At 31.2% G+C, this 25,131-nt stretch carries 19 protein-coding genes; 5 read left to right on the plus strand and 14 right to left on the minus strand.

The window, feature by feature from the left end; translation table 11 throughout:
* Positions 1 to 5: 5 nt before the first annotated feature.
* Positions 6 to 1,403: a DUF1800 domain-containing protein gene (locus tag ACYU7A_RS08645; protein WP_460575777.1), complete on the minus strand. Its 1,398-nt coding sequence runs from the start codon at positions 1,401 to 1,403 to the stop codon at positions 6 to 8.
* A gap of 101 nt (positions 1,404 to 1,504) precedes the next feature.
* On the opposite strand from ACYU7A_RS08645, the gene ACYU7A_RS08650 reads away from it, so the two are divergent.
* Positions 1,505 to 2,098 (plus strand): murein L,D-transpeptidase catalytic domain-containing protein, encoded by a 594-nt coding sequence (locus ACYU7A_RS08650; protein WP_460575779.1) that lies wholly within the window; start codon positions 1,505 to 1,507, stop codon positions 2,096 to 2,098.
* A gap of 60 nt (positions 2,099 to 2,158) precedes the next feature.
* Here ACYU7A_RS08650 and ACYU7A_RS08655 read toward each other — a convergent pair whose 3' ends face one another.
* From ACYU7A_RS08655 to htpG, 9 genes are all read right to left on the minus strand, one after another.
* On the minus strand, positions 2,159 to 3,022 hold the full coding sequence (locus tag ACYU7A_RS08655; RefSeq protein ID WP_460575781.1) for a hypothetical protein: 864 nt from the start codon (positions 3,020 to 3,022) through the stop codon (positions 2,159 to 2,161).
* Between the two features lie 54 nt (positions 3,023 to 3,076).
* On the minus strand, positions 3,077 to 3,376 hold the full coding sequence (locus ACYU7A_RS08660; RefSeq protein ID WP_460575783.1) for a hypothetical protein: 300 nt from the start codon (positions 3,374 to 3,376) through the stop codon (positions 3,077 to 3,079).
* Between the two features lie 119 nt (positions 3,377 to 3,495).
* Positions 3,496 to 4,107 (minus strand): response regulator transcription factor, encoded by a 612-nt coding sequence (locus ACYU7A_RS08665; RefSeq protein WP_460575785.1) that lies wholly within the window; start codon positions 4,105 to 4,107, stop codon positions 3,496 to 3,498.
* On the minus strand, positions 4,104 to 5,912 hold the full coding sequence (locus ACYU7A_RS08670) for a tetratricopeptide repeat-containing sensor histidine kinase (RefSeq protein ID WP_460575787.1): 1,809 nt from the start codon (positions 5,910 to 5,912) through the stop codon (positions 4,104 to 4,106). Before ACYU7A_RS08670 ends, ACYU7A_RS08665 begins: the two co-directional genes overlap by 4 nt.
* Positions 5,913 to 6,401 (minus strand): hypothetical protein, encoded by a 489-nt coding sequence (locus tag ACYU7A_RS08675; protein ID WP_460575789.1) that lies wholly within the window; start codon positions 6,399 to 6,401, stop codon positions 5,913 to 5,915.
* 111 nt (positions 6,402 to 6,512) lie between these two features.
* On the minus strand, positions 6,513 to 6,920 hold the full coding sequence (locus tag ACYU7A_RS08680; RefSeq protein WP_460575791.1) for a DUF2721 domain-containing protein: 408 nt from the start codon (positions 6,918 to 6,920) through the stop codon (positions 6,513 to 6,515).
* Positions 6,921 to 6,922: 2 nt separating this feature from the next.
* On the minus strand, positions 6,923 to 7,723 hold the full coding sequence (locus tag ACYU7A_RS08685; RefSeq protein ID WP_460575793.1) for a hypothetical protein: 801 nt from the start codon (positions 7,721 to 7,723) through the stop codon (positions 6,923 to 6,925).
* A gap of 50 nt (positions 7,724 to 7,773) precedes the next feature.
* On the minus strand, positions 7,774 to 8,541 hold the full coding sequence (locus ACYU7A_RS08690) for a hypothetical protein (protein WP_460575795.1): 768 nt from the start codon (positions 8,539 to 8,541) through the stop codon (positions 7,774 to 7,776).
* A gap of 94 nt (positions 8,542 to 8,635) precedes the next feature.
* The gene (gene htpG / locus ACYU7A_RS08695; protein WP_460575797.1) at positions 8,636 to 10,522 is read right to left on the minus strand and encodes a molecular chaperone HtpG; all 1,887 of its coding nucleotides are present in this window, start codon (positions 10,520 to 10,522) and stop codon (positions 8,636 to 8,638) included.
* Between the two features lie 175 nt (positions 10,523 to 10,697).
* Here htpG and ACYU7A_RS08700 point away from each other — a divergent pair, with 175 nt between their 5' ends.
* Both ACYU7A_RS08700 and ACYU7A_RS08705 read left to right on the plus strand, forming a co-directional pair.
* Complete coding sequence (locus ACYU7A_RS08700; RefSeq protein ID WP_460575799.1) at positions 10,698 to 11,171, plus strand: lipocalin family protein; 474 nt, start codon at positions 10,698 to 10,700, stop codon at positions 11,169 to 11,171.
* Between the two features lie 19 nt (positions 11,172 to 11,190).
* Positions 11,191 to 11,886: an OmpA family protein gene (locus ACYU7A_RS08705; protein ID WP_396144121.1), complete on the plus strand. Its 696-nt coding sequence runs from the start codon at positions 11,191 to 11,193 to the stop codon at positions 11,884 to 11,886.
* 79 nt (positions 11,887 to 11,965) lie between these two features.
* On the opposite strand, the gene ACYU7A_RS08710 is transcribed toward ACYU7A_RS08705, so the two are convergent.
* Together ACYU7A_RS08710 and ACYU7A_RS08715 are read right to left on the minus strand one after the other, a co-directional pair.
* Complete coding sequence (locus ACYU7A_RS08710; RefSeq protein ID WP_460575801.1) at positions 11,966 to 13,666, minus strand: T9SS type A sorting domain-containing protein; 1,701 nt, start codon at positions 13,664 to 13,666, stop codon at positions 11,966 to 11,968.
* A gap of 5 nt (positions 13,667 to 13,671) precedes the next feature.
* Positions 13,672 to 18,558 carry a PKD domain-containing protein gene (locus tag ACYU7A_RS08715; protein ID WP_460575803.1) on the minus strand — a complete coding sequence of 1,629 codons (4,887 nt, stop codon included), beginning with the start codon at positions 18,556 to 18,558 and terminating at the stop codon, positions 13,672 to 13,674.
* A gap of 346 nt (positions 18,559 to 18,904) precedes the next feature.
* On the opposite strand from ACYU7A_RS08715, the gene ACYU7A_RS08720 reads away from it, so the two are divergent.
* Complete coding sequence (locus tag ACYU7A_RS08720; protein ID WP_460575805.1) at positions 18,905 to 19,576, plus strand: TetR family transcriptional regulator C-terminal domain-containing protein; 672 nt, start codon at positions 18,905 to 18,907, stop codon at positions 19,574 to 19,576.
* Positions 19,577 to 19,600: 24 nt separating this feature from the next.
* Positions 19,601 to 20,914 (plus strand): ABC1 kinase family protein, encoded by a 1,314-nt coding sequence (locus ACYU7A_RS08725; RefSeq protein WP_460575807.1) that lies wholly within the window; start codon positions 19,601 to 19,603, stop codon positions 20,912 to 20,914.
* 71 nt (positions 20,915 to 20,985) lie between these two features.
* On the opposite strand, the gene ACYU7A_RS08730 is transcribed toward ACYU7A_RS08725, so the two are convergent.
* A complete protein-coding gene (locus tag ACYU7A_RS08730) occupies positions 20,986 to 22,590 on the minus strand; it encodes a hypothetical protein (protein ID WP_460575809.1) in 1,605 nt (534 codons plus the stop codon).
* A 232-nt stretch (positions 22,591 to 22,822) separates the two neighbouring features.
* Positions 22,823 to 25,048 (minus strand): beta strand repeat-containing protein, encoded by a 2,226-nt coding sequence (locus tag ACYU7A_RS08735; protein WP_460575811.1) that lies wholly within the window; start codon positions 25,046 to 25,048, stop codon positions 22,823 to 22,825.
* Positions 25,049 to 25,131: the final 83 nt, after the last annotated feature.

The raw sequence follows: 25,131 nt of genomic DNA on the forward strand, positions 1-25,131 counted from the left end.
TTGCTTTAAATCAGTTGGTATTCAGGAGTTTTTGTAATGTAATTGAATAGTCTTAAAACAGCGAAATTAGCATTGGCGTCTTTGGCATCAAAATCGTATTTCAAAAGATTTTCCATATCTTTTTGCAAATTTTCATCTACTCGAAAAAGCAATCTGTTTGACAATTCTGAAATTATCTGTTTATTATTTCCATTTTTATTAAAATCTATGCTGATGTTGATTTTTTCTAACTTAATTTCAGGTTCGTCACCTTCTTCAGGAATTTTGTCAAATACTTTTCGGCTTATGTTTCTTCCGTTGCAAAGTAAATCGCTGGCATTATTTCTTTGTAAATAGATTTGTGATGTTAACCATGAATTTCCGCCATCCCAACCTTTAACATTAGGTTGGTTGAATAAATCCATTCCTTGTTGTTTCAAGAAAAAACTAATTAAATTACTATTTGAATTTGTAATATTTAACTCGTCTGTTAATTGAAATAGATAGGTTAATGGATCTTTTATTTTGCTTCCAGAATTCTCTTTTGCATATTCTTCGGTAAAAATTTTGGTTAAAAGTGGTTTGATTTCAAAATTCATTTTTCTGAAATAATCACCATAATAAACTACTAAATCTTCTAATGGATTATCATAAATAAACCATTTTAATATTTTTCTGGTTATTAAATAAGGAGTGTTTTTTTGTTCAAATATGATATCGACTAAATCATCAGCTTTAAAATTTCCTTTTTTCCCAAAATAGGTTTTGGTGGAATTATCTTCAAAAAATCTTCTGTAAACGGCACTTTCTTCGCCAAGATTTAATCCAGCCAATGCTTTTGCACCTTCTTTAATATCATTTTCTGTGTAATTTCCAATTCCAATGGTGAAAAGTTCCAATAATTCTCTACTTAAATTCTCATTGATTTTATCTTTTCGATTGTCAACATTATCCAAATAACGAACCATTGCATTCGATTTTACAATCAGTTTGGTGATTTCTTTGAAGTTTCCAAAGGCATTTTCTCTCAAAATCATATTGTGTTGGTAAATCCAGTAGGTAGATTTTACTTTTTGAGAAGTTGCCACAAAATGATTGTGCCAAAAGCAGGTCATCTTTTCTCTCAACGGAAATTTTTCTGTTAGAAATTTATCAATCCACCATTTTTTCAATTCGGTAGCATTTTTGATTTGCTTTTTGATAACTTTCTTTTGGTCATCTGCAGTTCCGTTTTTAATTGATTGACGAAGTTCTTTCAACTCAGCAATGGTTTTTGGCTCGTCGTCAAGAAATGTTGGAAGTGTTTTTTCGAATGTAGTTGCATAAGATTGATTTAGGAATTTTTCAAATCCTAATTCTTCTATAAGTTGCGCTTGTTTTCCAGAAAAACCTAATCGTAGCGACCAAAGATTGCTTTTGTTCATAATCAAAAAATTGAAATATAAATTTAGACTTTATTTAACACAAAAGGTTTAAATATAATTCAAATTTTAACGTTGAGAATAAGAATTAAATTATCTTCTTCATGAAAAACATTTTCCTTATTCTATGTTTAGGTTTTATCTGTTGTAACAATGCAAAAGTTGAAACTCCAACAAAAGATTATAAATCGAATAATTCAGAAGCCTTAGAATATTGTAAGAAGAACGGATTTAATGAAGAGTACTATTTTCTTTTGGATTTAAGTATTCATCCTGGAAAGAATCGATTTTTTGTTTATGATTTCAAGGAAAATAAAATTTCTGATAAGAGCTTGGTAACGCATGGAAGTTGCGATCAATTTGAAGAAAATCCAGATAAATGGGAAAAGGCTAAATTTAGTAATAAAACCGATAGTCATTGTTCCATGAAAGGAAAGTATAAAATTGGAAAGAGAGATTATAGTTCTTGGGGAATAAATGTAAAATATTGGTTGCATGGATTAGAAAAAACCAATGAAAATGCAGTGAAAAGAGTAGTGGTTTTACATTCTTGGAATGCAGTTTCAAATGAAGAAATATATCCTAAAGTTTCACCTTTAAGTTGGGGTTGTCCTGCAGTTTCAGATGCATTTATGAGGAAATTAGATGCTAAATTGAAGCAAACAAAAAAGCCAGTTTTACTTTGGATAATTGAATAAAAAAATCCCATGAAAAAAAATCATGAGATTAATTCAAACATTTATCAAACTAACTAACTTTTATCTTCTTCCTCCAGAAGTTCTAACTCTGTTTGGATTTGATTTTTTAACTCTTACAGCTTTTACCTCTCCTCTTTTATTTTTTGTTACAACGGTTGTTTTACGATTATTGCTTTTCACTACAGTTGTTCTTCTATTATTATGAACGACTACAGTTGAATGATTTCTTCTTGGTGCATATATTTTGTGAGCTACAACAACTCTTCTTGTAGGAACGCGATGATAGTGAACTCTATGAGGAGCACATCTGTTGTAAAAAACATGATATTTATAAGGACGCCAAGGTCTCCACCATTTTGGATAAAAACCCCATCTCCATGGAGAATGCCATACTACATAGGTTGGAGCGTAAAGAAATCTTACACTTGGCCAAAACCAAACATTTATAATTACTTGTTTAGTGTATAATTCGCTAACACTTGGTCCACCTTTTCCACCAGTTGAAGATTCTACAACTTCATTTGGCTCTACGAAAGTATTTTCTGCATATAAATCAGCATCACCTTCAATTTGAAGCGTTGCACTTTCATTTCCAGTTTTTTCAATTCCAATTATGGCGATGTCTTGTTTTTCTTTATCGTTTACATAAGTACTCAAAACGATTGCATGTGTATCACCTTCACGAATGTCGTCCACCATAATGTAATCAATATCATTATCATCATTTAGATCAAGGTTATTTACATTGTTATTTTCTTCGTTGAGTAATTTTTCAAATTCTTCTAAAGAGTTTGATTTTTTGAATAATGCCAAAGCACCTTCTAAGCTGAAGTTGTCGCCAGTATTATCTGGTCTTTCGTCTTCTTGACTAAATCCTACAGATGTTGCAAGAAGGATAAGTAAAAGTGTGGTTATTTTTTTCATAATCAAATAAGTTTATGCATAAGACTATGAAATTAATAAAAGGTTTAATTTTTTTTATTTTTTTTTGAATTCAATAGTTTTCCAATTTAACTGAACCCATGTTGCTACTTCTTCTTGTTTGGTTATTTTAGGAGGTAGTTTTTCTCTAATGCAGCGTTCAATTTTAATACAACTTTCAATTTTGCTAAAATCCCACAAATCGACTAGTTTGTTAATAAGATACAAAACTTCCATACCTTGATTTTTATTAAATCGGGTTTCATCTATTTTACCAGAAATTTTAGAATCAGAAGGCATATAGGACGACCATTCATAATCTGAATAAAATAAATCGTCTTTAGTGAAAGTTATCATTTTTTAGTTTTATTTCTTTGTAAGGTAAGTCAAAAATTGAGAGATATTTATTTTTTTTATGAAACAGCCTTTTTAGTTTATGAAATGCTATTTTTAATTTTTGAATGGAAGATTATTTCCTAAAAATCATATTTTCTTTCAACGGCAAATCTTATTAAATCCGTTTTTCCCTGAATGTTCATTTTCTTCAGAATATTTTTTCTGTGCGTGTCAACAGTGCTTTTACCAATGAATAGAATATCAGCAATTTCTTGAGAAGTTTTGCCTTCACCAATAAGTCTTAGTATTTCTTTTTCTCGAGAACTTAATACAATCTCTTCTTTGCTTGTTATATCTGTAGTTGTTATGGAATCATCAAAATAGTCTCCATTTTTAGCAACAATTCTTATGGCTTCTAGAACTTTTTTAAGGGAAGAGTTTTTCATAATATAACCAGAAACTCCAGCATCTTTCATTTGATGAATAGCTTCTGCTTGGTCAAACATGCTAAAAGCAATTATCTTGGTATTTGGAAACTCTTTCTTTATTGTTTTTGTAGCACAAATTCCATCGCATTTGGGCATTCTTATATCGGTTAAAACAATTTGTGGTTGCTTTTTTCTAACCAAATCGATTAACATTTCACCATCATTTGCTTCACCCAAAACGGTAATATCTTCTTCATATTCCAAAAAAGAACGGATGCCATCAATTAGAGCTTGATGATCTTCTGCAATTACTAATGTTATCATATTGGTAGGTCTATAATTATGGTTGTTCCTTTATTTATTACTGAATCTATGGTGAAAGTTCCTTCCATTTGTTCCACTTTTTTTTCTATACTTTTAAGACCAATTCCGTCTTTTGTAGCAATTTTTTTAATATCAAATCCTTTCCCATTATCTTCAATAATAATATTGATATCGGTTTTATTATGCTGTGTAAGATAAATATTAACTTCTGTGGCATGAGAATGTTTGATGATATTGGTGCACAATTCTTGAATCATTCTAAAAATTGTTATTTCCTTTTGATTTTCCAATCTTTCGTTTAATCCGAATGGAATTACGTTTATGGTCAACTTTTTAAGAATACTCATTTTTTCTGCCATTTTTTTTACGGCAATTTCCAAACCATGACTTCCAATAACTCCAAGGTTTTTTAGGTGTGAAATATTTCTTACTTCCTGATAAGCTTCATCAATAAGTGAATCAGTTTTTTCAAACAATTGATTTTCTTTGTCTTCCACAACTTCTTTTTGGCGTTTAAGGTTTTGAAAATTAAACTTTAAAGTTGCTAATAAACTACCTAGATTATCATGTAATTCATTTGCTATTCTTTGGCGTTCTTTTTCCTGACTCTCAAGCATTATGTCAATTTCATGTAGCTCTTGTTCTTTAAGTGAGGTTTCAAGTTTTTGCGTTTGGATAAGTTTTTCTTGCTCGGCAATGGTTTTCTTTTTTGAAACGTTTTTGTAAGCTAGAACTCCTATTGTTGTGATTGTTAACAGCAAAATTAGCCCTATAAATTGTATTACTTTGTTGGTTTTAAGCTTGTTTTTTAGGGTTAGATTTTGAAGTTTTGTTTCTTCAGTTTTGTACTTTGTATCAATTTCTGTAATAGCAATTTTTTGCTCATTTTCATTCAATGTATTAGTTAGAACTTTTTGTTTTTCGATGTATTCAATACATTTTATGTAGTCTCCTTTTTCTTTATATAAATCGGATAAGTAGCCATATAAAATTTCTTTATTTTTATTTAAATAATCTTTCAGCGGAATAGAATCTGCTTTGTTAAAATAATAAAGTGCCTTTTCAAAATCCTTTTTTTTACTATATGCTAGTCCTGTGTTTGTATAAATGTTGAAGAAAAATCCTGTAATTTTTTGTTGATTACTATTCTTTTGATTTTTTCTTAAAATTTTTAAAGCTTTTTGATAGGAGTAAAGAGCAGAATCAATTTTGTTTATTCTGTCATGTGAAAAAGTAGCTCCTATGTTTTGAAGAATTCTGACCTGTGTAATTTCATCATTTGTTTTTAGATTCTCTTTTTCTGCTTTTTTGAAATAATCTAATGCCGTTTTTGGAATGGTATCATAAAATGACTTTCCAATTTGAATATAAAACTCCGTTAATATTTTCGGATCTTTTTTCTGTTCAGCATAGTCATTATACTCTTTTAAAAACTTTTTATAATCAACTTTATTTCTATTAATTGCTAATAAAAGCGAAACAATTTCAATGTTAATTTTAGCAACTTTATCAACACTATCAATTGATTTAAATAGTTTTTTTGACTCAATGTAGTGATTGAAAGCCAAGTCGTCTTTGTTTTCTTGAACGTTTATAATGGCTAATAAATAGTTGTATTGTGCTAGTTCAAATGCATTGAACTTTTTTGTATTTATCTTTTCATTAATAATTTTTGCTTGTTCAAAATCCTGATTTTTTATTTGTAATTCAAGTTTTTTTAAAGCGTTTGATTGCGAATAAGTAAAAGCAACACTAAACAAAAGTGTTGCTTTTATAAAAAATATTTTGATTTTTTTTAATGTCATTTAGCAAGAACCATCAACTGTTAGAATTCCACCATTTCCTACTTTTGGTTGTACAAAATTTAATTTTGGGAATTTTTCTTCATTGTATGCTTGAGCTCTTAGGTATGCCAAAAACTCTTCAAGGCTAATTTCTCCATCTTTAATTTCACTTAACAATTTCATGTCAAAATTATCATCGTGAAAACAAAAAAAGTAAATGCGACTATCTTCATCAATATCTTCAAAAGTTCTTGTAGCAAAATTGGAATTTATAAACTCTAAATCAATTGGTTGTGAAACTAATGTTCTTTTACCTGTTGAATGTACACGTAAATCATAATCGTCACCTTTTGCTGTTAAAACACCAAAAACTCCATATTCATTATCATTAGAAATATTGAAATATCTTTCAAATTTATAATCCATGTCTTCTAAATCTGGTAGAAAAGTATAAGCTTTCATTGTTTTGTTTTCTAAGTTTATTTCACCACAAGTTTCGTAAATTCTCATATTTTTTAGTTTTAAGGGTTTAATAGTTCAAAATTCTGGTATTAAATTATAAAAAAAATCCCTACAAATAGGGATTTTAAGGAGATATAATTAAAAATAACGTTTTGATAATTAATCTTTTGCAATTTCATCATCAATTAAATCGCTTAAGTGGACACGTAAAGCTTTGACAGAAATACTAATTTCCCAAAAGGATATGCCAAGTGAAATAAGTAAACTAAGCAAGCTTGCACCAAAAATATAAATACCAACAACCTTCCATTCCATAAACAAAACTAACATTCCGAATACGGAAAGAAACAAACTCAGCACACCAAAAAGTTGCATGTATCGAATTAATGTCAATCGCAAGTTGAGGTTTTTGATTTCTATCAAAATGCTTTTGTTCTCTTTTTCATCGTAGGTTTTCTTCAAGCCTCGAACGATTTGTGCAATGGTTAAAAATCGATTGGTGTAAGCCAAAAGTATTAATGAAGTTGCAGAAAATAATAATGCTGGAGTTTCTATGGATAAGTTCATAATTAATTACAAGTTTGTTCGAAAATTTTCGCAATATTTTCTGTGTTATATGTTAATGTGAAGTTTATAGAATAAAAGTTACCATTAGACACAAATTCATTATTTACATAATTATAACTATGATAAGAATATTTTTGAAAATTATTGTTCGAAAATGCTTTAAAAAAAGCGCCATTTACATAATACATTCCTTTTAAAAGATTAGGAGTATTGTCATAGTTTTCAAAGGTATATTCATTTTTCCCTGAGATTTGACCACTAAAATTAGTCAAAATTTGCTCAATTCTTTGTAAATTACCATTGGAAAAATAAAATGTCCTAAGTATGACACCATTATGTTTTTCAATTATTGTTTCTCCAATATATTCATATGAAAAAATTATGGGAGAACTCAATATAGGATATAGATTGGTTATTTTTTTACTAATTAGCTGACCATTATCTGATATACTAAATTCTTTTATATATGGTTTAGAATTTGTATTTGCAGAGTGATTTACAGTAACTATATTCCCATTATAAGTCATTTCATCATACGTATTGTCATTAAGCACCCAATTTGTAAGTGATGAACCATTAGGATAGTTAAGAAAAGCACCGTAAACTCTTGAAACTTTATTATCTTCATAATTCAAAATTATGTTGCCTGAGAAAGTATTACTATACGAAATTGGCGATATATCATCATAAATTAAGGTATTAGTATTGACTTTAGTCAGTTTGCAGCTTATTATTGGTTCGTTGTTATTACTGCAACTTATTATTAATAAATATACAAACAGAAGTATTGTGTTTTTTTTCATGAATTTTTTTTAAATTTATATTTTAATGTTTAATTAAAAGAAATTACAAGTTAATGATAAAACTTTCTTTTTTCAATTAATATTTCTCTTTCATTTATTATCCAATACTTTTTCGTCCATAATCCACTATTGTTATACTCATAGCGAAATTTTTCGTTTTCATAATGAGACCATCCACCACCATAAATAATTGGAAATTTAACTGGATATTTGAAATGTCTATTTAAACTTATTATATCATTATTTATGTTGTATTCGTAAGTAATAGTTTCAATTTGAGTAGAATCTGATTCTTTATTATTGATTTCGTCAAAATATTTTGAATAAATTTTCTCTACAATGATATTGTTTTTTGAATCATATTTGAATTCTCTTTTGTCATAAATTAAATGATTTTCATATTCTTCTAACTGCGGAAAACCATTTAAATCATGATTACTGTATCTTATAAAAGATTCGCCTTTATGCAAAAGTTGAATTAATTCTTTTTTATTATTATATATTTTTTGTTCAATAGTAACTGTGTCAATTTTATGACCATCATTTCTATCATAAAGTTTAATTTCATATTTGATATTATTAATGGTATCATAAGTGAATTTTGACTTGTAAGCCAGAGTTTTTCTTTCAAAATTTTCTTGAGTTATAATCTTTCCATTATCTAATTTAAATTTATAAGTCCAACACCCATATTTTGATTTTGGATTTTTAATTAATTCATAGCTACTATATTTTTTCAAAAGCTCTTGTTCATTATTGTTTTGAGCAATAGTGAAGTTTATAAAAATGAACAGAACAATATGAAATATGATTTTCACCTTGAAAAGATTTTAATAACCAAATCTACAAAAAAAAACCTGCAAGTTTTCACTCACAGGTTAATCTTAATTCTTAATACTTTCGTCTTAATACTTATTTAATCAACTCAAAACTTCTTTTCACAAAAGCTGTTAATTCTTCACCTTTTAATAATCCTTGTGAGATTTTGGCTAAATCTAATGCTTGTTTTACTAAACTTTCTTGAGCCGATTTGTCAGAGGTATTTAAAATGGTTGTTGCTAATTCAGAATTGGTATTTACAACCAAATTATACATTTCTGGGAAATTACCCATTCCGAACATTCCGCCACCGCCAGTTTGACTCATTTCTTTCATTCTTCTCATGAATTCTGGTTGTGTAATCATGAATGGTGCAGCCGAACTATCCATTGGTTCTAATTGAACAGAATAGTTAGTTTTTGGAACAATTTCTTCTAAAACTGTTTTCAAATTTGTAGCCTCATCTTCCGATAATTTAGAAATTTGAGTTTCTTCTTTTTGAATCAATTTGTCAATATGGTCAGAATCAACACGAACAAAAGTTAGGTTTTCGTTATCAGACTCTAATTTTTGAATCAAATGCGAAACAATTGGAGAATCTAAAAATAAAACTTCATATCCTTTTTCTTTTGCAATTTCAACATAACCATGTTGCGTATCTTTATTAGAAGCATATAAAACTACTAATTTTCCGTTTTTGTCAGTTTGATTTGCAGTAATGGCTTCTTTCAATTCTGATAAAGTATAATATTTATCATCAACTGAAGGATACAAAACAAAATCGCCTGCTTTTTCGTAGAATTTTGGTTCCGATAACATTCCGTATTCTAAAACGATTTTGATGTCATTCCATTTTTTCTCGAAGTCTTCACGATTTTCATTGAATAAACCTTTTAGTTTATCAGCAACTTTTCTTGTGATATAATTCGATATTTTCTTTACGTTACTATCTGCTTGTAATCCAGAACGCGAAACATTCAAAGGAATATCTGGGGAATCAATTACACCTTTCAACATTCCTAAAAATTCCGGAACAATTCCTTCAACATTATCGGTTACAAAAACCTGATTTTGATACATTTGAATTCTGTCTTTTTGCATTTGCATGTCGTTAGACAGTTTTGGGAAATACAAAATACCAGTCAAATTAAAAGGATAATCCACATTCAAATGAATATTGAATAAAGGTTCTTCAAATTGCATTGGATACAATTCGTGGTAAAAGCTTTTGTAATCTTCATCCGTTAAATCTGTTGGTAATTTTGTCCAAGCTGGAGTTGGATTATTGATGATATTGTCTACTTCAATAGTTTCTGCAACAAAATCTTCTGCAGCATCTTCTGGCTTTGGTAAAGTTTCTTTGCGTGTTCCAAATTTAATTGGAATAGGCATGAACTTGTTATATTTTGTAAGTAATTCTCTGATTTTATATTGTTCTAAAAATTCTAGAGAATCTTCGGCAATGTGAAGAATAATTTCTGTTCCACGAGACGTTTTGTCTGATGCTTCAAGAGTAAATTCTGGACTTCCATCGCATGTCCAATGTGCAGCAGGTTCATCTTTAAATGATTTAGTAATGATTTCAACTTTTTCAGCAACCATAAATGCCGAATAAAATCCTAAACCAAAATGACCAATAATTCCTGAATCTTTGGCAGAATCTTTATATTTTTCAAGAAATTCTTCAGCACCAGAAAAAGCCACTTGATTGATGTATTTTTCAACTTCGTCGGCAGTCATTCCTAAACCTTGGTCGATGATGTGAAGTTTTTTGGCTTCTTTATCGATTTTTACTTCGATAATCGGATTGCCATATTCTACTTTAGCCTCACCAATACTAGTTAAATGTTTTAATTTTAAAGTTGCATCTGTAGCATTTGAAACCAATTCACGAAGAAAAATTTCGTGGTCATTGTAAAGAAATTTCTTGATTAAAGGGAAAATGTTTTCTACTGAAACATTAATTTTTCCTGTTGACATATTTTGAACTTTTAAGTTAAACAATTTATGCTTTATTACTATTCAAATTCAGTACCAAAGGCTTTAATCTGACAAAATGACGTAGAAGTAATTCTATAAGTTATTTTTGAAATCATGTAAATTTTCCAATTGATTTATAATTACCTTTGTACATTAAACTAAATTTAAAAAAAATATGAAAAAAGGTATTCTTCTATTACTATTGGTTTCTTTTGTAATTGGTTGTAAACCAAAGCAAAATGTAACAAATACAAGACTTGATAAAAGTTCTCAAGTTTTAGTAAAAGGAACTTGGACAATAAGTTCTGTTACTTATCCAGGTTCAGATTATATCAAGGTTACTTCATTTGATATTGCAGATTCTAAATGTTTTGTTGGAAGTACTTGGAAATTTATTTCAAATAACAATAAAGGTGAAATGGCTCTGAATAATTCTAGTTGTACTAGTTTCACTTCGCCAATAACTTGGTTTATCAATGATAATGGAAATTTTGTCATGAAAATTATAAACGAAACTAAAGCAAAAAAAGTTGCTGAAGGTTACATTTTAACTGTAGCTAATCAAACAGAAACATCATTTCAGTTAATAGATAAAGCTAATGTTGGTGGAAAATCTATTGATGTGGTATATCAGTTTCAGAAAAATTAAATAATTAAAATATAAGAAAATGAAAAAGATTACAATTTATTTATTGATAGGAGTTTTAAGTATTGGTTCACTTTTTACAAGTTGTGAGTCGGTTAAAAACACAAACAAAACACAACGTGGTGCTGCTATTGGTGCTGTAGCTGGAGGTGTTCTTGGAGCAGTTTTAGGAAATAACATCGGAAAAGGTGGTAATGGTGCAATTGGTGCTGTTCTTGGTGGAGTAATTGGTGGTGTTGCAGGTGGCGTTATTGGAAATAAAATGGATAAACAAGCTAGAGAAATTCAAACAGCTTTGCCTGGAGCTCAAGTTGAGAGAGTAGGAGAAGGAATCAGATTGGTTTTAGGTGAAAATTCTGTACGCTTTGACACTAATAAATCTACATTGACTGCTGCAGCTAAAGCAAATTTAGACAAATTAGTTCCAGTTTTTCAAAGTTATGCTGATACAGATATCGTTATTTATGGATATACTGATATTACAGGTAAACCAGAATATAACTTGACATTATCTGAACAGAGAGCAATTTCTGTAGAAAAATATTTAGAATCTAAAGGTTTAAATATGTCAAGATTTAAAATGGTCGGAATGGGAATTGCTGATCCTATTGCAACTAACGATACTCCAGAAGGTCGTTCACAAAACCGTAGAGTTGAGTTTGCAATTACAGCAAATGAAAAAATGGTTGAAGACGCAAAAAAACAAGCAGGAAACTAAATTTTAGAGTTTTTTTTGAAAAAAAATGCCCCAAATAGTGTTTAACTTTTGGGGCATTTTCAATTTCAGAAAGTTTTTTCTATCGTTTCATAAACTTTATGGTTTGTGATGTTCCATCGTCTTTTTGAAGAAAAAAGGTATAGTTTCCTATTGCTAGTGATTGCGTATTTATCTCATTGTTGACTTCATCAATTACACCGTCACTGACTTTACTACCTAAAACATTAAAAATGGTATATTTCGTTTTTGATGTAACAGATACATTGACTTTTCCTTGAGCAGGATTTGGATATAGAACGGTGCTTTGAGTATTATTTTCAGGTGTATCTAAATTGCAAGTTGCAGCACCATATTTTGCAATAAACATGTCTACACCAGAACCATCATTGACTAATGTGTTACCATTAATGGTGTAATTACCGGTAAAAGTACCTGATAAATAATAATTATTGCTACTATCAGCAACTACATAACTACCACTTTCACTAATACCATTAGTAACTTGCGGAATACTATAACCCAAAACAGATCCTGTAGCTTTGTTTAACCTTAAAATGCCGGCATCACTACCATTATTCATTACTAAAGGAAAATTCATTGAACCCCATGTGATACCACTAAAAATTGTAGGAGCTACAACCACTTCATTATCGCTGAACGTAATTCCATTTGAAGGTGTTTGACCACCAACTTCTGTTGCGTGAGAACCCCAAAGTAAATCGCCATTACTATTTAATTTAAAACAATAAGGACGACCTGTTACGCCATTATTACCATTAATAGAATAACCTAAAAAAGTTTGTCCACCACCAGCACTTCCGGTGATATAAATATTATCTTGATTATCAATACAAAAGTCTGGCACTCTGCCGCCAAGAGTTTTACTATCAGTTGATTTTACCCATAAAAACTGACCAGTATCAGAAAATGCTGCAACATAAATTATTCCAGTTATAAGTTGACCATTAAATGAAAGTGGATAAGTGCTATTAGTTATGTGTCCGCTTATGTATAACTGATTATTACTACCTTTTCGTAATGTAATTTCTCTTCCTCTTGAATTATTTGATGTCACATCCATAACAATTGGTATTGCTTGTAAGACAACTCCACCAGAACTATATTTGAATATTACATAACTCGTTGGAGATTGGGTAGATGTGTAAATTCCACCATAAACGCCCGGTTTAACTACACATAACATATAACTGGTGCCATCAGCATCTACGTGTAAAGCTTTCAACCCACTATTATATTGTTGCTCCGTCCAACCATCCGGTTGTGGAGATTGGTACCAAATTACATTTCCTGTTAATCCATTATATTTTGCTAAATATAACTTTTTTCTATTTTCAAAACTATAAGGAATTATCGTAGTTGCATCAAAATGAAAAACTTCGTCAAACTGACCTCCGTAAACAGGTGAGATTAAAACATATACATCACCATTACCATCAATTCGCATATCTAAGCAATCATCAGCACCATAACCACCTATTACTGTTGCCCACCTGTAAGTACCATCACAACTAAAACTGGTTAAAACAAAATCGTTATCACCACCATAGCTGGGTAAGGAAGTGCCATTTACATCAATGTTGGTAGTAGCAACTTTAGCCAAAACATAGGTGTTTCTGTTGCTGTCAATTTGCAGTGATACAATAAATTCACCTGTTATGGGAACACTATCATCACTACCCAATCGTTTTCCCCATTGCCATGATTGTGCTTCTGCTCCGTTTAAAATCAAAAGCACTAAAAGTGTAATTATCTTTTTCATATCTTTTAGTTTTTATTGATTTTTATCTGTGCCAACGGTTCTTGGTTGCCTTTCATGACCATAATAAAATAACCAGCACTAAAACTACTACTATCAAGAGCTACTTCTCCTCGCGAATCCTTTATAGATTGCGAGTAAATCAATCTTCCTAAAACATCATACAATTCTATTGTTTTTGATTCGTAAGGTGTACTGCCAAAATCATAATAAACAACAGTTTTATCGCCAATTGGGTTAGGAATAGCTTTTAGAATGATGGTTGAACTAATAAAATTGTTTGTAGTTCTTGGATTAGGAGACTCGGCAACACAACTAAAAAAGTTAACATCAAAGTTGGTATTACAAAACAATTCACCCAATTGTGATGTTAATACGACCGAATAATTACCAATGATAAAACCGAGAGGAGGCGTAAAAATAAAGGTATAATTAGCTGAACCGGGTTGAATCGTGAATGTTGATGGCGAAAGACTTCCACCAGCAGCTGGAACGCTTATTGTTGTGGGTAAAAATAAATTAGTTGGGTTGTTAATAGTAATCTCAAATTTATATTTACATGTTCCATCAAATTCTCCGGGTAAAATAGTCATTGCTATTAAAGCCACCTCAAGATTACATTCATCACACTCACCTAAATCTATACTAAAGGCATCACTAGTTTCACTGCATAAACCTGTATTAAATGATAGTGCATAGGTACCAGAGTCATCTACAACTAATTCTGATACTTGACTGTTAGTTCCTTCAAGAACTATTTGATCATCTATTTGCCAATTCCACTCCGTCATTGGTAACATTGGACCTATTAAGGAACTTAAATTGGGTGAATTGCACAAATTATAACAACCATGTGGTACAATCCACATAAACATAGATGGTGCTTTTGGTACATATAGTTCAGCAGTTGAAGTACAACCTGCTAAATTGGTAAAAGTTACTTGATAAGCACCACCTTGATTTACATAAATGGTGTCGCCTGTCATTCCATTGCTCCAAGAAAAGAAACCTTGCTCACTAGCAGTTGCCACAAGTGGGATTGTATATGAATTGCAACTAAAATCTGGACTAGTGGTATCTATAGTAATTGTTGGTTGTAGTGGTACATCTAAAACGGTTATAGTGTGCTGTGTTGTGGCTGAACAAAAACCTCCAGAACCATTAGATATACTGGTGGTTAAACTAAAAACGTAAGTGCCAGTAGTAAAAAAAGGATATTCAACAACAGGTAAATTACTAAACGAATTACCATTTACAGACCAACTGTAAGTTACTGGAGGTGAAAATCCCACATAACCATCGAGTTTGACCGTGTTGTTAACACATACATAACTTGGAGCTTTGATAATAGGTGTTGGCGGTTTTATAAATACTACCGATTGACCACTAGTGATATTGGTAAAACAACCATTTACATCGGTAACCATGACCCAATAATAACCCGAAACAGTTGGTAAAAATTGTGGTGATGTTGCATCAAATACCAATTCATCCTCACCATTGTACCAATAATAATGGTTGGGTTGGTCTGTGTCTTGTCCCATTGTGTATTCAAATATAACATTAGTTCCTTGACATACATTTATGTTAGATTGATTGGTACTTACTGTTCCATTCAAATTATTTTTTTTAACATCGATTAAAATAGGCACTGTGGTAGTTGCCGTACAACCTAAAACACTAGTAATAGTTAAAGTTACACTATAGAGAGGATTACTTGGATTTTCATATACTTTATATGGGTTAGATTGAAAATTAAATGATGTATCACCAAAGCTCCAAAGATATTGGTTGCCTGGTGTTGTATCATTGGGTATAAATTGTATTTCGTTACCTTGGCAAGTAGTAGTTGCTACAGTAAAAGTTGGGTTTGGTAGCGGTTGTAAATTTATGGTTTGCGTAGTGTCGCATGTAAAATAACTATTATGGCTCAAACGAATACCAATAGTGTGGTTTCCTGGTGCTAAATTTGCTAAATAAGTTGTTGCTGTTCCTGCATTAAACCATGTTCCATCGATATAATATTCAATAAGTTGCGGTGCTACTTCAATCTCAGAATCACTAATTAAAGAAACTGCATAATTAGTACCGTTACATTCAACATTATATCTAATTTTGGGTACATAAGGAACAGTAATTAATTTACTTTTAGTTACAAAGCAAGTACCACCGCCAACGGCAGGGTATTCTGCACTAAATATTACTCTGTAAATTCCTGCATGCACAAAATCTAACGTACAATTATTTGCGGTTTGACTTGTAATAGTAGCGTTATTAGGACCATTATAAGTCCAACCAGAGCTTATAGGTGTTGGTGTATAACTTACATTTGCAGCACCAGTATAGCACGAGGTCAAAGCGGCACTCATACTGCTTATAACAGGATTACCTACAAGTTCACAACTCCCAGTTGGACAATTTTGACCAATACTAAAATAAGCTTCTTGCGAGGCACAACCATTGGTGTAATGAACAACTACGGTATATGTTCCAATAGAGGTTGGAATATATGACATAGCTGGGCTAGAATGTACAATAGTATTTCCATAGTACCAATCTATATAATCGATAGTAGTAACAGGTTGCGGAATAGTTACTACGACTGGAGTAGTATTGATACCACCACAGCCAACATCAATAGTTGTTGGAGCAACTGTTGGTTTTGAATTGTCTAAAATATTTATACTAAATATTGCTGTAGTTGGTGACAAACATCCATTTGCACCAAAAATTGTAGCTGTAACTATATGAGAAGTTGCTGAATCAACATAAATATGTGTAGCATTTAATGATGTAGTGTTTTCATAAACTGTTGCATCACCAAAATCCCAACGCACTGAACTAAATGAGTTTACAGGAATATTTGGCATTAAATGAGTTACACTAAGATTAAATGAAGTATTTCTACAAACATTACTTGGTGCTTGAATCACAATTTCTGGCGCAAAAATTATTTGCACATTATAACCAGTTATAAAATTTGAATTACACTTTACAACTTTCAATTTTAGAAATGGAACTGCTGTACCTGTATAATTATTCCAAAGTACGGTTACATTTGGCGTACCATTGCCACTACTAACACTTCCCGCTTCTGGTGGTTCAACTGTCCAAAGATAAGTATCTCCTTCTAAGTAACTTGTGGAATAATTTTCATAAGAACTAGCACAAACAATATTAGAATTACTTGCTGCTATTATTGTTGTTGCAGGATTTATCTTTGTAATGGTTTTTGTAAAAGCATCAGAAACACAAAATGGGCTTTCAGCACCAATTGCACGAACTTGGATATTATAACTTGGTTGGTTATTAAAAAAAACTACAGTTACTTCCGTTCCAAATGACAAACCTTGAAAAACACCACCAGTAACAAACCATTGATAAGTAGTTCCTAAAACTGGTGAATCTACAGAAAAAGTGTAAGGTCTTGCTGTACAAACCTCAGATTCTCCAATTATTCCAACAGGAGCAATTGGTTTTTCTTTTACATTAATAACAAAATCTTCATTAAAACAAAAGTTATATCCTGATGCGCTAAGAGTAAATGTGCCAATTGTTTCAAACTGTACATTATATTGACTTCCAGTATGATGAAAAATTACACCGCCTGGACCTTGAAAAGTCCAATCACCAATAACTGGATTACCAAAACTGTCTACCAAATAGTAAGTACTATTAGAATCTTGACAAACTATTTTTGGTCCATTTATAATCAAGCTATTGTTAACCTCCATTTTAATTACTGCTTTCCCATCACATTTTAATAATGTATTAGTATAGATACATTCTAAGATTAATGATCCAGGGTTAGATGTTAAAACTACTACTTCATTTCTTTGGTCGGTTAAAATTAATGTTGCTCCAGTTCCGCCATCATCTAGTGTCCATTGAAAATCGGTTGTTGGCCATTGAGGCAATTTGTAACGGTATCTTTTTTTCTCGCAAAGATTTGTCTCACCGAGGATTGTTCCTACTTTTTTAATTATTGGCACTTTAATAGAAACAATCGATGGACATTCAATATCACAATGTAATAAGTTTAGATTTATGATTCCAAAGCCAGTATAGTTCACCGCGTCCCAAATTACTTCATATTGAGATTGATTATGACCTAAAGAACCTTCATGACCTCCTTCAACAGACCATGAAAAGTTATTACACCCATTGAGTTGATTCGTATTGACTGAGTAAATAGTTGTATCCTTTTCACATTCCACATTTTGACATGATATGTTTATTCCTGGTCCATTGACATAAATTTCAAGCTTCTCTTTTGAAGAACATCCACAGCTATTGGTTACTGTTAACTGAACCAAGTAAGGTCCCGAATTATCATAGGTATGTATTGGATTTTGTTCACTGCTAAATGTATTATCACCAAAATCCCAATAATAACTAACAATTTCGCTACCACCATTTTGATGAGAAGTATTGTTAAATTGTATATTTTGTTTTATACATAAACTTGTATCAACATTTAAAATATCTGGTATTGTGTTAAATTGTGCTACAGGTGGATTTATTTTATTTACACAAAAAGATTTTGTTATTGTTGTTCCGTCATTAAAAGTAATATCTACTTGAACTGCACCGATACCTGAAACATCCCATGTCACAATTGTATTTGAAACACTAGTTGAATTTACTGTTCCTCCTGTTATTGACCAAACTGCATCTTGCACATTAATCAGGTTTCCATATAAACTGTAGGTAACAGTACTAAATTCACAAACTTTTAAACATTGACCTTCTTCTATTTCCTCAGAGATTTTGGGGTCATGAGTATCGCCTGTATTTGTTACAATTTGACAACCTACATTATTGTCCCAGGTAATTGCAACATTGTTTCCAATGGTTTGTGAATGCATTAAACCAGATAAAAATAAAACACTCAAAATCATAAACGTTTTTGTAAAAGCCCAATTTGTGTGTGTGTGTGTGTGTGTGTGTGGTAGTAATTATTTCTCATAATATTTTTATTACAATTATTTTCATAAAGATACTAAAAAGAAGATTACTTGTTAAAAAAAATACAATTTTAACAATTATAGTAACAATTTATTGTTATTGACAAACAAATGGTAACAATATCAAATTTTAATTGTAAACCAAATTATACTGCATAATTTCTCGTGTGTCTTTATTTTCAAATATTTTGAACAACATTTAACAAAACTTTTTGTTTAGATAATTTCATTAATTGTTAAACAATAAGTAATTTTACAATCAAATTTATTTCAAATGGAAACTTCTAAGAAAACAACAAGCAAAAAGAAATTGGTAACTGATGATGCTATCATTTCTATGTACATGGATTATGTTCTAAGCAATAACGCCGAACCTAAAAATGTATTCTCATTTTGTAAAGAGCACAAAATTGAGGAAGCAGATTTCTACAAATTCTTTGGTTCGTTGGATGCATTGAGGCAGGAAATTTGGGTTAAATTTTTTGAAAACGCTGAAGCTTCCATAAAGAAAGATGAAGCTTTTGAAAGTTATTCAGATAAAAATAAACTTTTGACGTTGTATTTTACTTTGTTTGAAATTTTATCCTTGAACAGAAGTTATGTAATGTTTTCTTTAAAAGAAAATAAAGAAGGACTAAAGAATTTGAAAAGTTTAAAACAATTCAGAAACCATTTTAAAGATTTTATCGTAAGTATTATTGATGAGAATGAAAATATGGTAAGTGATAAAATTTCTAAAATTACCAAACCAGTTTTTGCAGAAGGAGCATGGATTCAGTTCTTATTTTTATTGAAATTTTGGATGGATGATACTTCTGTAGGTTTTGAAAAAACAGATGTCTTAATCGAAAAATCTGTAAATACAGTGGTTGATTTATTAGATACAAAACCATTAGAAAGTTTATTCGATTTAGGAAAATTCCTTTGGAAAGAAAAAATGAATTAATACTGAAATAAATTCAGCACAAGTATGAGAACATTAGATAAAATTCCAACAGGAAAGATAGAGCGCGCCAGTCAATTAGTAAAAACCGGATTTAAAGTAGGAGGAAACTATGTTGCTTATTATGGTGAAAAAATAGTAAATCCATCTTTAAATCGTGATAAATTAAATGAAAGCAATGCCGAAGACATTTATGATGGTTTAAAGAATTTAAAAGGAAGTGCTTTGAAGGTTGCTCAAATGTTGAGCATGGACAAAAGCATTATGCCACAACAATATGTAGATAAATTTTCGTTGTCACAATTTTCGGTACCGCCTTTATCTGCGCCATTAGTTAGAAAAACATTTAAAAAATATTTAGGTCAATATCCAGAGAACTTATACGACACGTTTACGCCAGATGCTATGAATGCTGCGAGTATCGGTCAGGTACACAAAGCAACCAAAGATGGGAAAAATCTTGCTGTGAAAATCCAATACCCAGGTGTTGCGGATAGTATAAGTTCTGATTTGGCTTTAGTGAAACCATTCGCGATTAGAATGTTTAACATAAAGGGTAAAGATTCTGATAAATATTTCAAAGAAGTTGAAGATAAATTATTGGAAGAAACTGATTATAATTTAGAATTAAAGCAAAGTTTAGAAGTATCTGATTGGTGTAAGCACATTACAAATTTACGTTTCCCAAAATATTATTCAGAATTGTCATCAGAGAAAATTTTGACAATGGAATGGATTGACGGAGAACATTTGTCAGAATTTGCAGCTCACAATACGGATAGAGTTAAAGGTGATAAAATAGGTCAGGCGCTTTGGGATTTTTATATGTATCAAATGCATCATTTAAAACAAGTACATGCTGATCCACATCCTGGAAACTTCTTGATTGATAAAGACGATAAATTAGTTGCAATTGATTTTGGTTGTATCAAACATGTTCCTTTAGAATTTTATGTTCCTTATTTTGAATTAGCAAATCCAGCAGTGATTGATAATCCGAAATTGTTCAACGAAAAATTATATGAATTAGAGATTTTAAGATTAGATGATTCTAAAGAAGAAATAAAATATTTTACAAAATTATTTCATGACTTATTGAGCTTATTTACCAAACCATTTCACGGAGACTTCTTCGATTTTTCTGATGATGATTTCTTTGGTCAAATTGCAACAATGGGAGAGGAGTTCGCTAAAGATACTCAATTAAGAAAAATGAATGGTAATAGAGGTTCAAAACACTTTTTGTACATAAACAGAACGTTTTTTGGTTTGTACAACTTGTTACATGATTTAAAAGCAAGAGTTCAAACAAAAGAGTTTGAAAAATATATTAAGAAATAAAAGATTGTTTGTTTATTGGTTAGGTTGATAAGAGCGATGGCTACACGTTTTAGCATCGCTCTTATTGTTTTTTATCTTTTAGGTTTTTCAGCAGGAATGCCTTCACCGTATTTGCCATCTCCTAGTTTAATTTTACCAGCATTTGGACCTGCAGGAATTACATCACCTATAGAAACATAATCTTCTGGATTATACTTGTAAACGATATGATCTGTTGGCCAACTGAAAATTTTTCTACCATCTGTTGGTTGGTTTTTAGCTTTTGCTGCCATTGGTTCTTTGTCAGATTTTAGATAACCTGGACCTGGAGCTTGAGGAAAACGTCCTTCTCCAAAATTTGTTTTAGGCTTTGCAACTAGTTGGTATTGTAACTTCCCTGAATGATTTCCGCCATTTAACTCTAAAATTTCAACTGAGTTTTTAGTTTGGGACATAATTGTTATTCCATTAAAATAAGGCATTCCCACAGGTGTACAAATTACTCTTAAAGGATTTTCTTCATCCACTACAATGATGTCAGCTAAAATTTCATCAACTATTATAGTAGCTTTACCATTTATCATCTCTACTGTTCCGTAATCTTGATACCAATATTCAGGAGATTCTGGACATGTTAATGTTACTCTACCATGGTTTTCAGTTGGAATAATTTCAGAAACTGAACCCGTTCCAATAATTTTTCTTTGGGTTACTCCACTATTTACAGTTCCGCCAACATAAGCATATGCTTGTGAAACTCCAGGATATGATAATCCTTCAAAATATCCACCAATTCTTATAGCTCCATTACTGAAAGATAAACCTTGAACACCCATCGCATCTTGATTTTGACTGTCTGCAACACCTTGAGCACCTATTGAATATCCTGGATTCCCTGTTGTTGTCCCTCTAGAATTGTAGCCTCTTAATGCTATTTGAGAACCACCTAATGCCGAATTTGTTATATTTAGTTGATTATAGTTTGCTGGTGGATTTGAAGTAGAAGTATTGTTTTGTACATAATTATAACTTCCAATCCATACATCAGAATATGAAATGTTTGCAGCTACTGTTGCCGAACCAGTTGATTGAGCAAAAATACTTGTATATCCTGCAGCAGGATTATTTGCATAAACGCCAGCTCCTAATAAAGATTGTGATGGTGTTCCAAATGAAAAATTTACTTCTCTACCTAAAATACCACCAACATTGTTAGAATGACCATAAATAGCATCACTTGTAGTTCCACTATTAACTTCAAGTTTTGTATTTGCTGCTATTGTTGACGTTCCTATTCCAACATTTCCAGTATGAAACATATCGTCAGTGATAGCATTTGGAGGTAATGTTGTTGCAACTTCATACCAATCATGGTCACCATTAGCAACAGAATTCAATCCAATCCAATCGGAAGTAGGATTGTTCCAATAATAAAAACCTGGTTGTCTTGAAGTTGCTAAAAAAGTTGTAGGTGTTGTTAAGTAAACAAGCATACCTTGTTGAGCAACTGTAGGATTAGTAGCAGGAAATACATTAACTTTTGGAATTAATATTCCATCATTATTTGCAGGAGTCGCTTGATTACTTGAACGAATATCTAATTGCGCATTTGGTAATGTTGTTCCAATTCCAATTTGAGCATTGGTTTGGTATAGATTAAATACTATAAAACAGAGGAGTAAAATTATCTTTTTCATGATTCATTAGTTTTTAGAAAAATTCAAACATTTTCTTAAAATTACTAACAAAAAATATTCAAAGATATTTTTTATCGATAAAAAACTATTAAAAACGATAAAATGCAGAAAAAAATATAATTTTTTCTGCATTTTATTTTATTTGCCTTACTTCAAAAAAAGTTTTTACATATTTTAGTTGAAGATATTATAAAACTCATAAAAAGAAACGGATTGACTATAATTTATCTTTTTATCTTCCAATTACAATCCAATCAGTACCATCGCTTTGAACCGTATATCGCTCGTTTGCATTTATAGTATTTATGAAAGTATTCGTAACGTCATCATATATATTTCCTCCACTTGTTGATAGTATTTTCGGGCTTATTGTATTACTTCCAATAATTATGTAAATTTTACCTGTATTGCCAACGGCATTTGGTAATCTGACTTCAGAAATCGCATTGAATACTCTAATAGTATATTCAGATAATGAAATGGTATAGATACCAGTTGCTACTCCAGTTGTAATATATGGTTTTACAGTATTTACAGGAATTTGAGCCCAACTACCGTTTCCAGCAGCATCACTTTGTAAAAAATAATTCGCCGTTGCACCAGCAGTCATTTGCAAATTAGTTGTTGAAGTTGTACCAGCAACTGTAACGGTAGTTCCATTATCTGTTACTATTCCATCCACAAGTGTTGTACCATTCCATTTTGGAATGTTATTGATTGTTACTGATGATACTTGCGGATCAGTTTCAGTAATGGTTAATGATGATGGATTCACCCAACTTAAAACTCCGGCTGCATTTGTTTGAAGAACTTGATTTAAGGTTCCTCTTGCAGCTGGAAAAACATAACCCGTTCCTGCCGGATCACCTATTTGAAAAGTACTATTTGTTCTAAGAATTCTTGTTGGACTAAACTCTCCATAAATAAGAGATGTTGTAGCATTTGTACTTGAATTCGTTATGTATAATTTATTAGAAGTTGTTTCAAATTCTCCAGCTTGGTTACCTATTGCTACATTTCCAGTACCAGCACCATTTGTTCTTAATGCATTATATCCAATGGCAGTATTGCTTGTTGCGGTATTTGAATTAAGTGCATTAAATCCAATTGCGACACTATTAGCTGAAGGACCATTTGCTCTCAATGAATTAGAACCAATAGCTATATTATTGGAACCAGTAGTAAATTGTCCTGCAAAATTTCCAATAAGTGTATTATCTGATCCTGTTGCTGCAAACCCTGCTTCATTACCAACAGCAGTATTATTGTCACCATTAATATTATTATTCAATACACTATATCCAACACCTGTATTTCCAGTACCTCCAGCAATTTGACCTTGTAAAGCATTATATCCTACAGCTGTTGCATTGGAAGCTCTGTTTTGAAAAAGTGCATTTGCTCCAACAGCTACAACATTGGTAGTGGTTGCAAAAGGAGGTAGACCAATAGCAAACATAGCTTGATAACCAATTGCAGTATTAAATCTTGATCCTGCTTGAGAAATTCCTACCAAGGCACTATGTCCAAAAGCGGTATTTTCAGATCCTGTATTATTGTTTAAAGCAATATGACCAACTGCGGTATTTTTGGTTCCAGAAGTATTGAATCTAGCTGATTGAAAACCTACTGCAGTATTTTCGTTACCAATAGTATTACCTAACATAGTTTCAAATCCAATAGCAGTATTGTTGCTTGCTGTTGTATTGCCTGATAAAGCTCTAAATCCAACGGCTGTTCCATTATTTCCAGTTGTATTTGCTCTTAATGCCTCAAATCCAATAGCTGTTGACGCACTTCCAGTATTAAGTAATAATGCGTTATTTCCAACGCCGGTGTTTTGAATTCCACTTACATTGGCTGCTAATGTGCTATTTCCAACAGCTACATTTGTATTACCTGTAGTATTTGCGGCTAATGAACCATTCCCAACAGCTACATTATTAGCACCAGTATTTAGTGTTAATGCATTCGTTCCAAAAGCCGAACTATTTGTTGTTGCTCCAGCGGTCAATGCTCCTACACCGAAGGAAGTACTTGTTGCTCCTATTTTCCCTGCAGCTAAGTTATTTCTTCTAAAGGCTACATCAACATTTGTTGCAGCGGCTGTACCAATAAAATTCGTTCCATCAATTATTCCTGTATTTCCTGTTATGCTCCAATCATTTGTTACTCCAGCTGCTAATCTAACCCAAATTGTTCCATTCCAATAATAAAAACCAGGTGTAACATCAGCAACAGTAGCAGAATTGTATACTAATTCAGATATTGTTGGTGATGTTAGTGGCAATGCACTTGTGGTAATTGTTAAGGCTACTCTAGGTATTAATAAGCCATCATTTGATGATGTTATGTCTAACGCTCCTTGAGGTGTTGGTGTATCAATTCCTACTTGAGCTTGACTCACTATGGTAAATAGAAATACTATTATGATTCGAATTGATGTGAAATTTTTCATAATTACTTCTTGAATATGCATGAAAAAATATTAAAAAATACCTCTCAAAGAAAGAGAGGTATTTTTAATATTTAGCTTTAATT

It is taken from the genome of Flavobacterium koreense (assembly GCF_054776075.1).

What these genes read in the sequence shown, in the direction of transcription:
- ACYU7A_RS08645 (WP_460575777.1), bottom strand. Translation starts at nt 1,403, where the DNA reads ATGAACAAAAGCAATCTTTGGTCGCTACGATTAGGTTTTTCTGGAAAA.
- ACYU7A_RS08705 (WP_396144121.1), top strand. Translation starts at nt 11,191, where the DNA reads ATGAAAAAGATTACAATTTATTTATTGATAGGAGTTTTAAGTATTGGT.
- ACYU7A_RS08710 (WP_460575801.1), bottom strand. Translation starts at nt 13,666, where the DNA reads ATGAAAAAGATAATTACACTTTTAGTGCTTTTGATTTTAAACGGAGCA.
- ACYU7A_RS08665 (WP_460575785.1), bottom strand. Translation starts at nt 4,107, where the DNA reads ATGATAACATTAGTAATTGCAGAAGATCATCAAGCTCTAATTGATGGC.
- ACYU7A_RS08685 (WP_460575793.1), bottom strand. Translation starts at nt 7,723, where the DNA reads ATGAAAAAAAACACAATACTTCTGTTTGTATATTTATTAATAATAAGT.
- ACYU7A_RS08735 (WP_460575811.1), bottom strand. Translation starts at nt 25,048, where the DNA reads ATGAAAAATTTCACATCAATTCGAATCATAATAGTATTTCTATTTACC.
- ACYU7A_RS08730 (WP_460575809.1), bottom strand. Translation starts at nt 22,590, where the DNA reads ATGAAAAAGATAATTTTACTCCTCTGTTTTATAGTATTTAATCTATAC.
- ACYU7A_RS08700 (WP_460575799.1), top strand. Translation starts at nt 10,698, where the DNA reads ATGAAAAAAGGTATTCTTCTATTACTATTGGTTTCTTTTGTAATTGGT.
- ACYU7A_RS08660 (WP_460575783.1), bottom strand. Translation starts at nt 3,376, where the DNA reads ATGATAACTTTCACTAAAGACGATTTATTTTATTCAGATTATGAATGG.
- ACYU7A_RS08680 (WP_460575791.1), bottom strand. Translation starts at nt 6,920, where the DNA reads ATGAACTTATCCATAGAAACTCCAGCATTATTATTTTCTGCAACTTCA.
- ACYU7A_RS08725 (WP_460575807.1), top strand. Translation starts at nt 19,601, where the DNA reads ATGAGAACATTAGATAAAATTCCAACAGGAAAGATAGAGCGCGCCAGT.
- htpG (WP_460575797.1), bottom strand. Translation starts at nt 10,522, where the DNA reads ATGTCAACAGGAAAAATTAATGTTTCAGTAGAAAACATTTTCCCTTTA.
- ACYU7A_RS08650 (WP_460575779.1), top strand. Translation starts at nt 1,505, where the DNA reads ATGAAAAACATTTTCCTTATTCTATGTTTAGGTTTTATCTGTTGTAAC.
- ACYU7A_RS08670 (WP_460575787.1), bottom strand. Translation starts at nt 5,912, where the DNA reads ATGACATTAAAAAAAATCAAAATATTTTTTATAAAAGCAACACTTTTG.
- ACYU7A_RS08655 (WP_460575781.1), bottom strand. Translation starts at nt 3,022, where the DNA reads ATGAAAAAAATAACCACACTTTTACTTATCCTTCTTGCAACATCTGTA.
- ACYU7A_RS08720 (WP_460575805.1), top strand. Translation starts at nt 18,905, where the DNA reads ATGGAAACTTCTAAGAAAACAACAAGCAAAAAGAAATTGGTAACTGAT.
- ACYU7A_RS08675 (WP_460575789.1), bottom strand. Translation starts at nt 6,401, where the DNA reads ATGAGAATTTACGAAACTTGTGGTGAAATAAACTTAGAAAACAAAACA.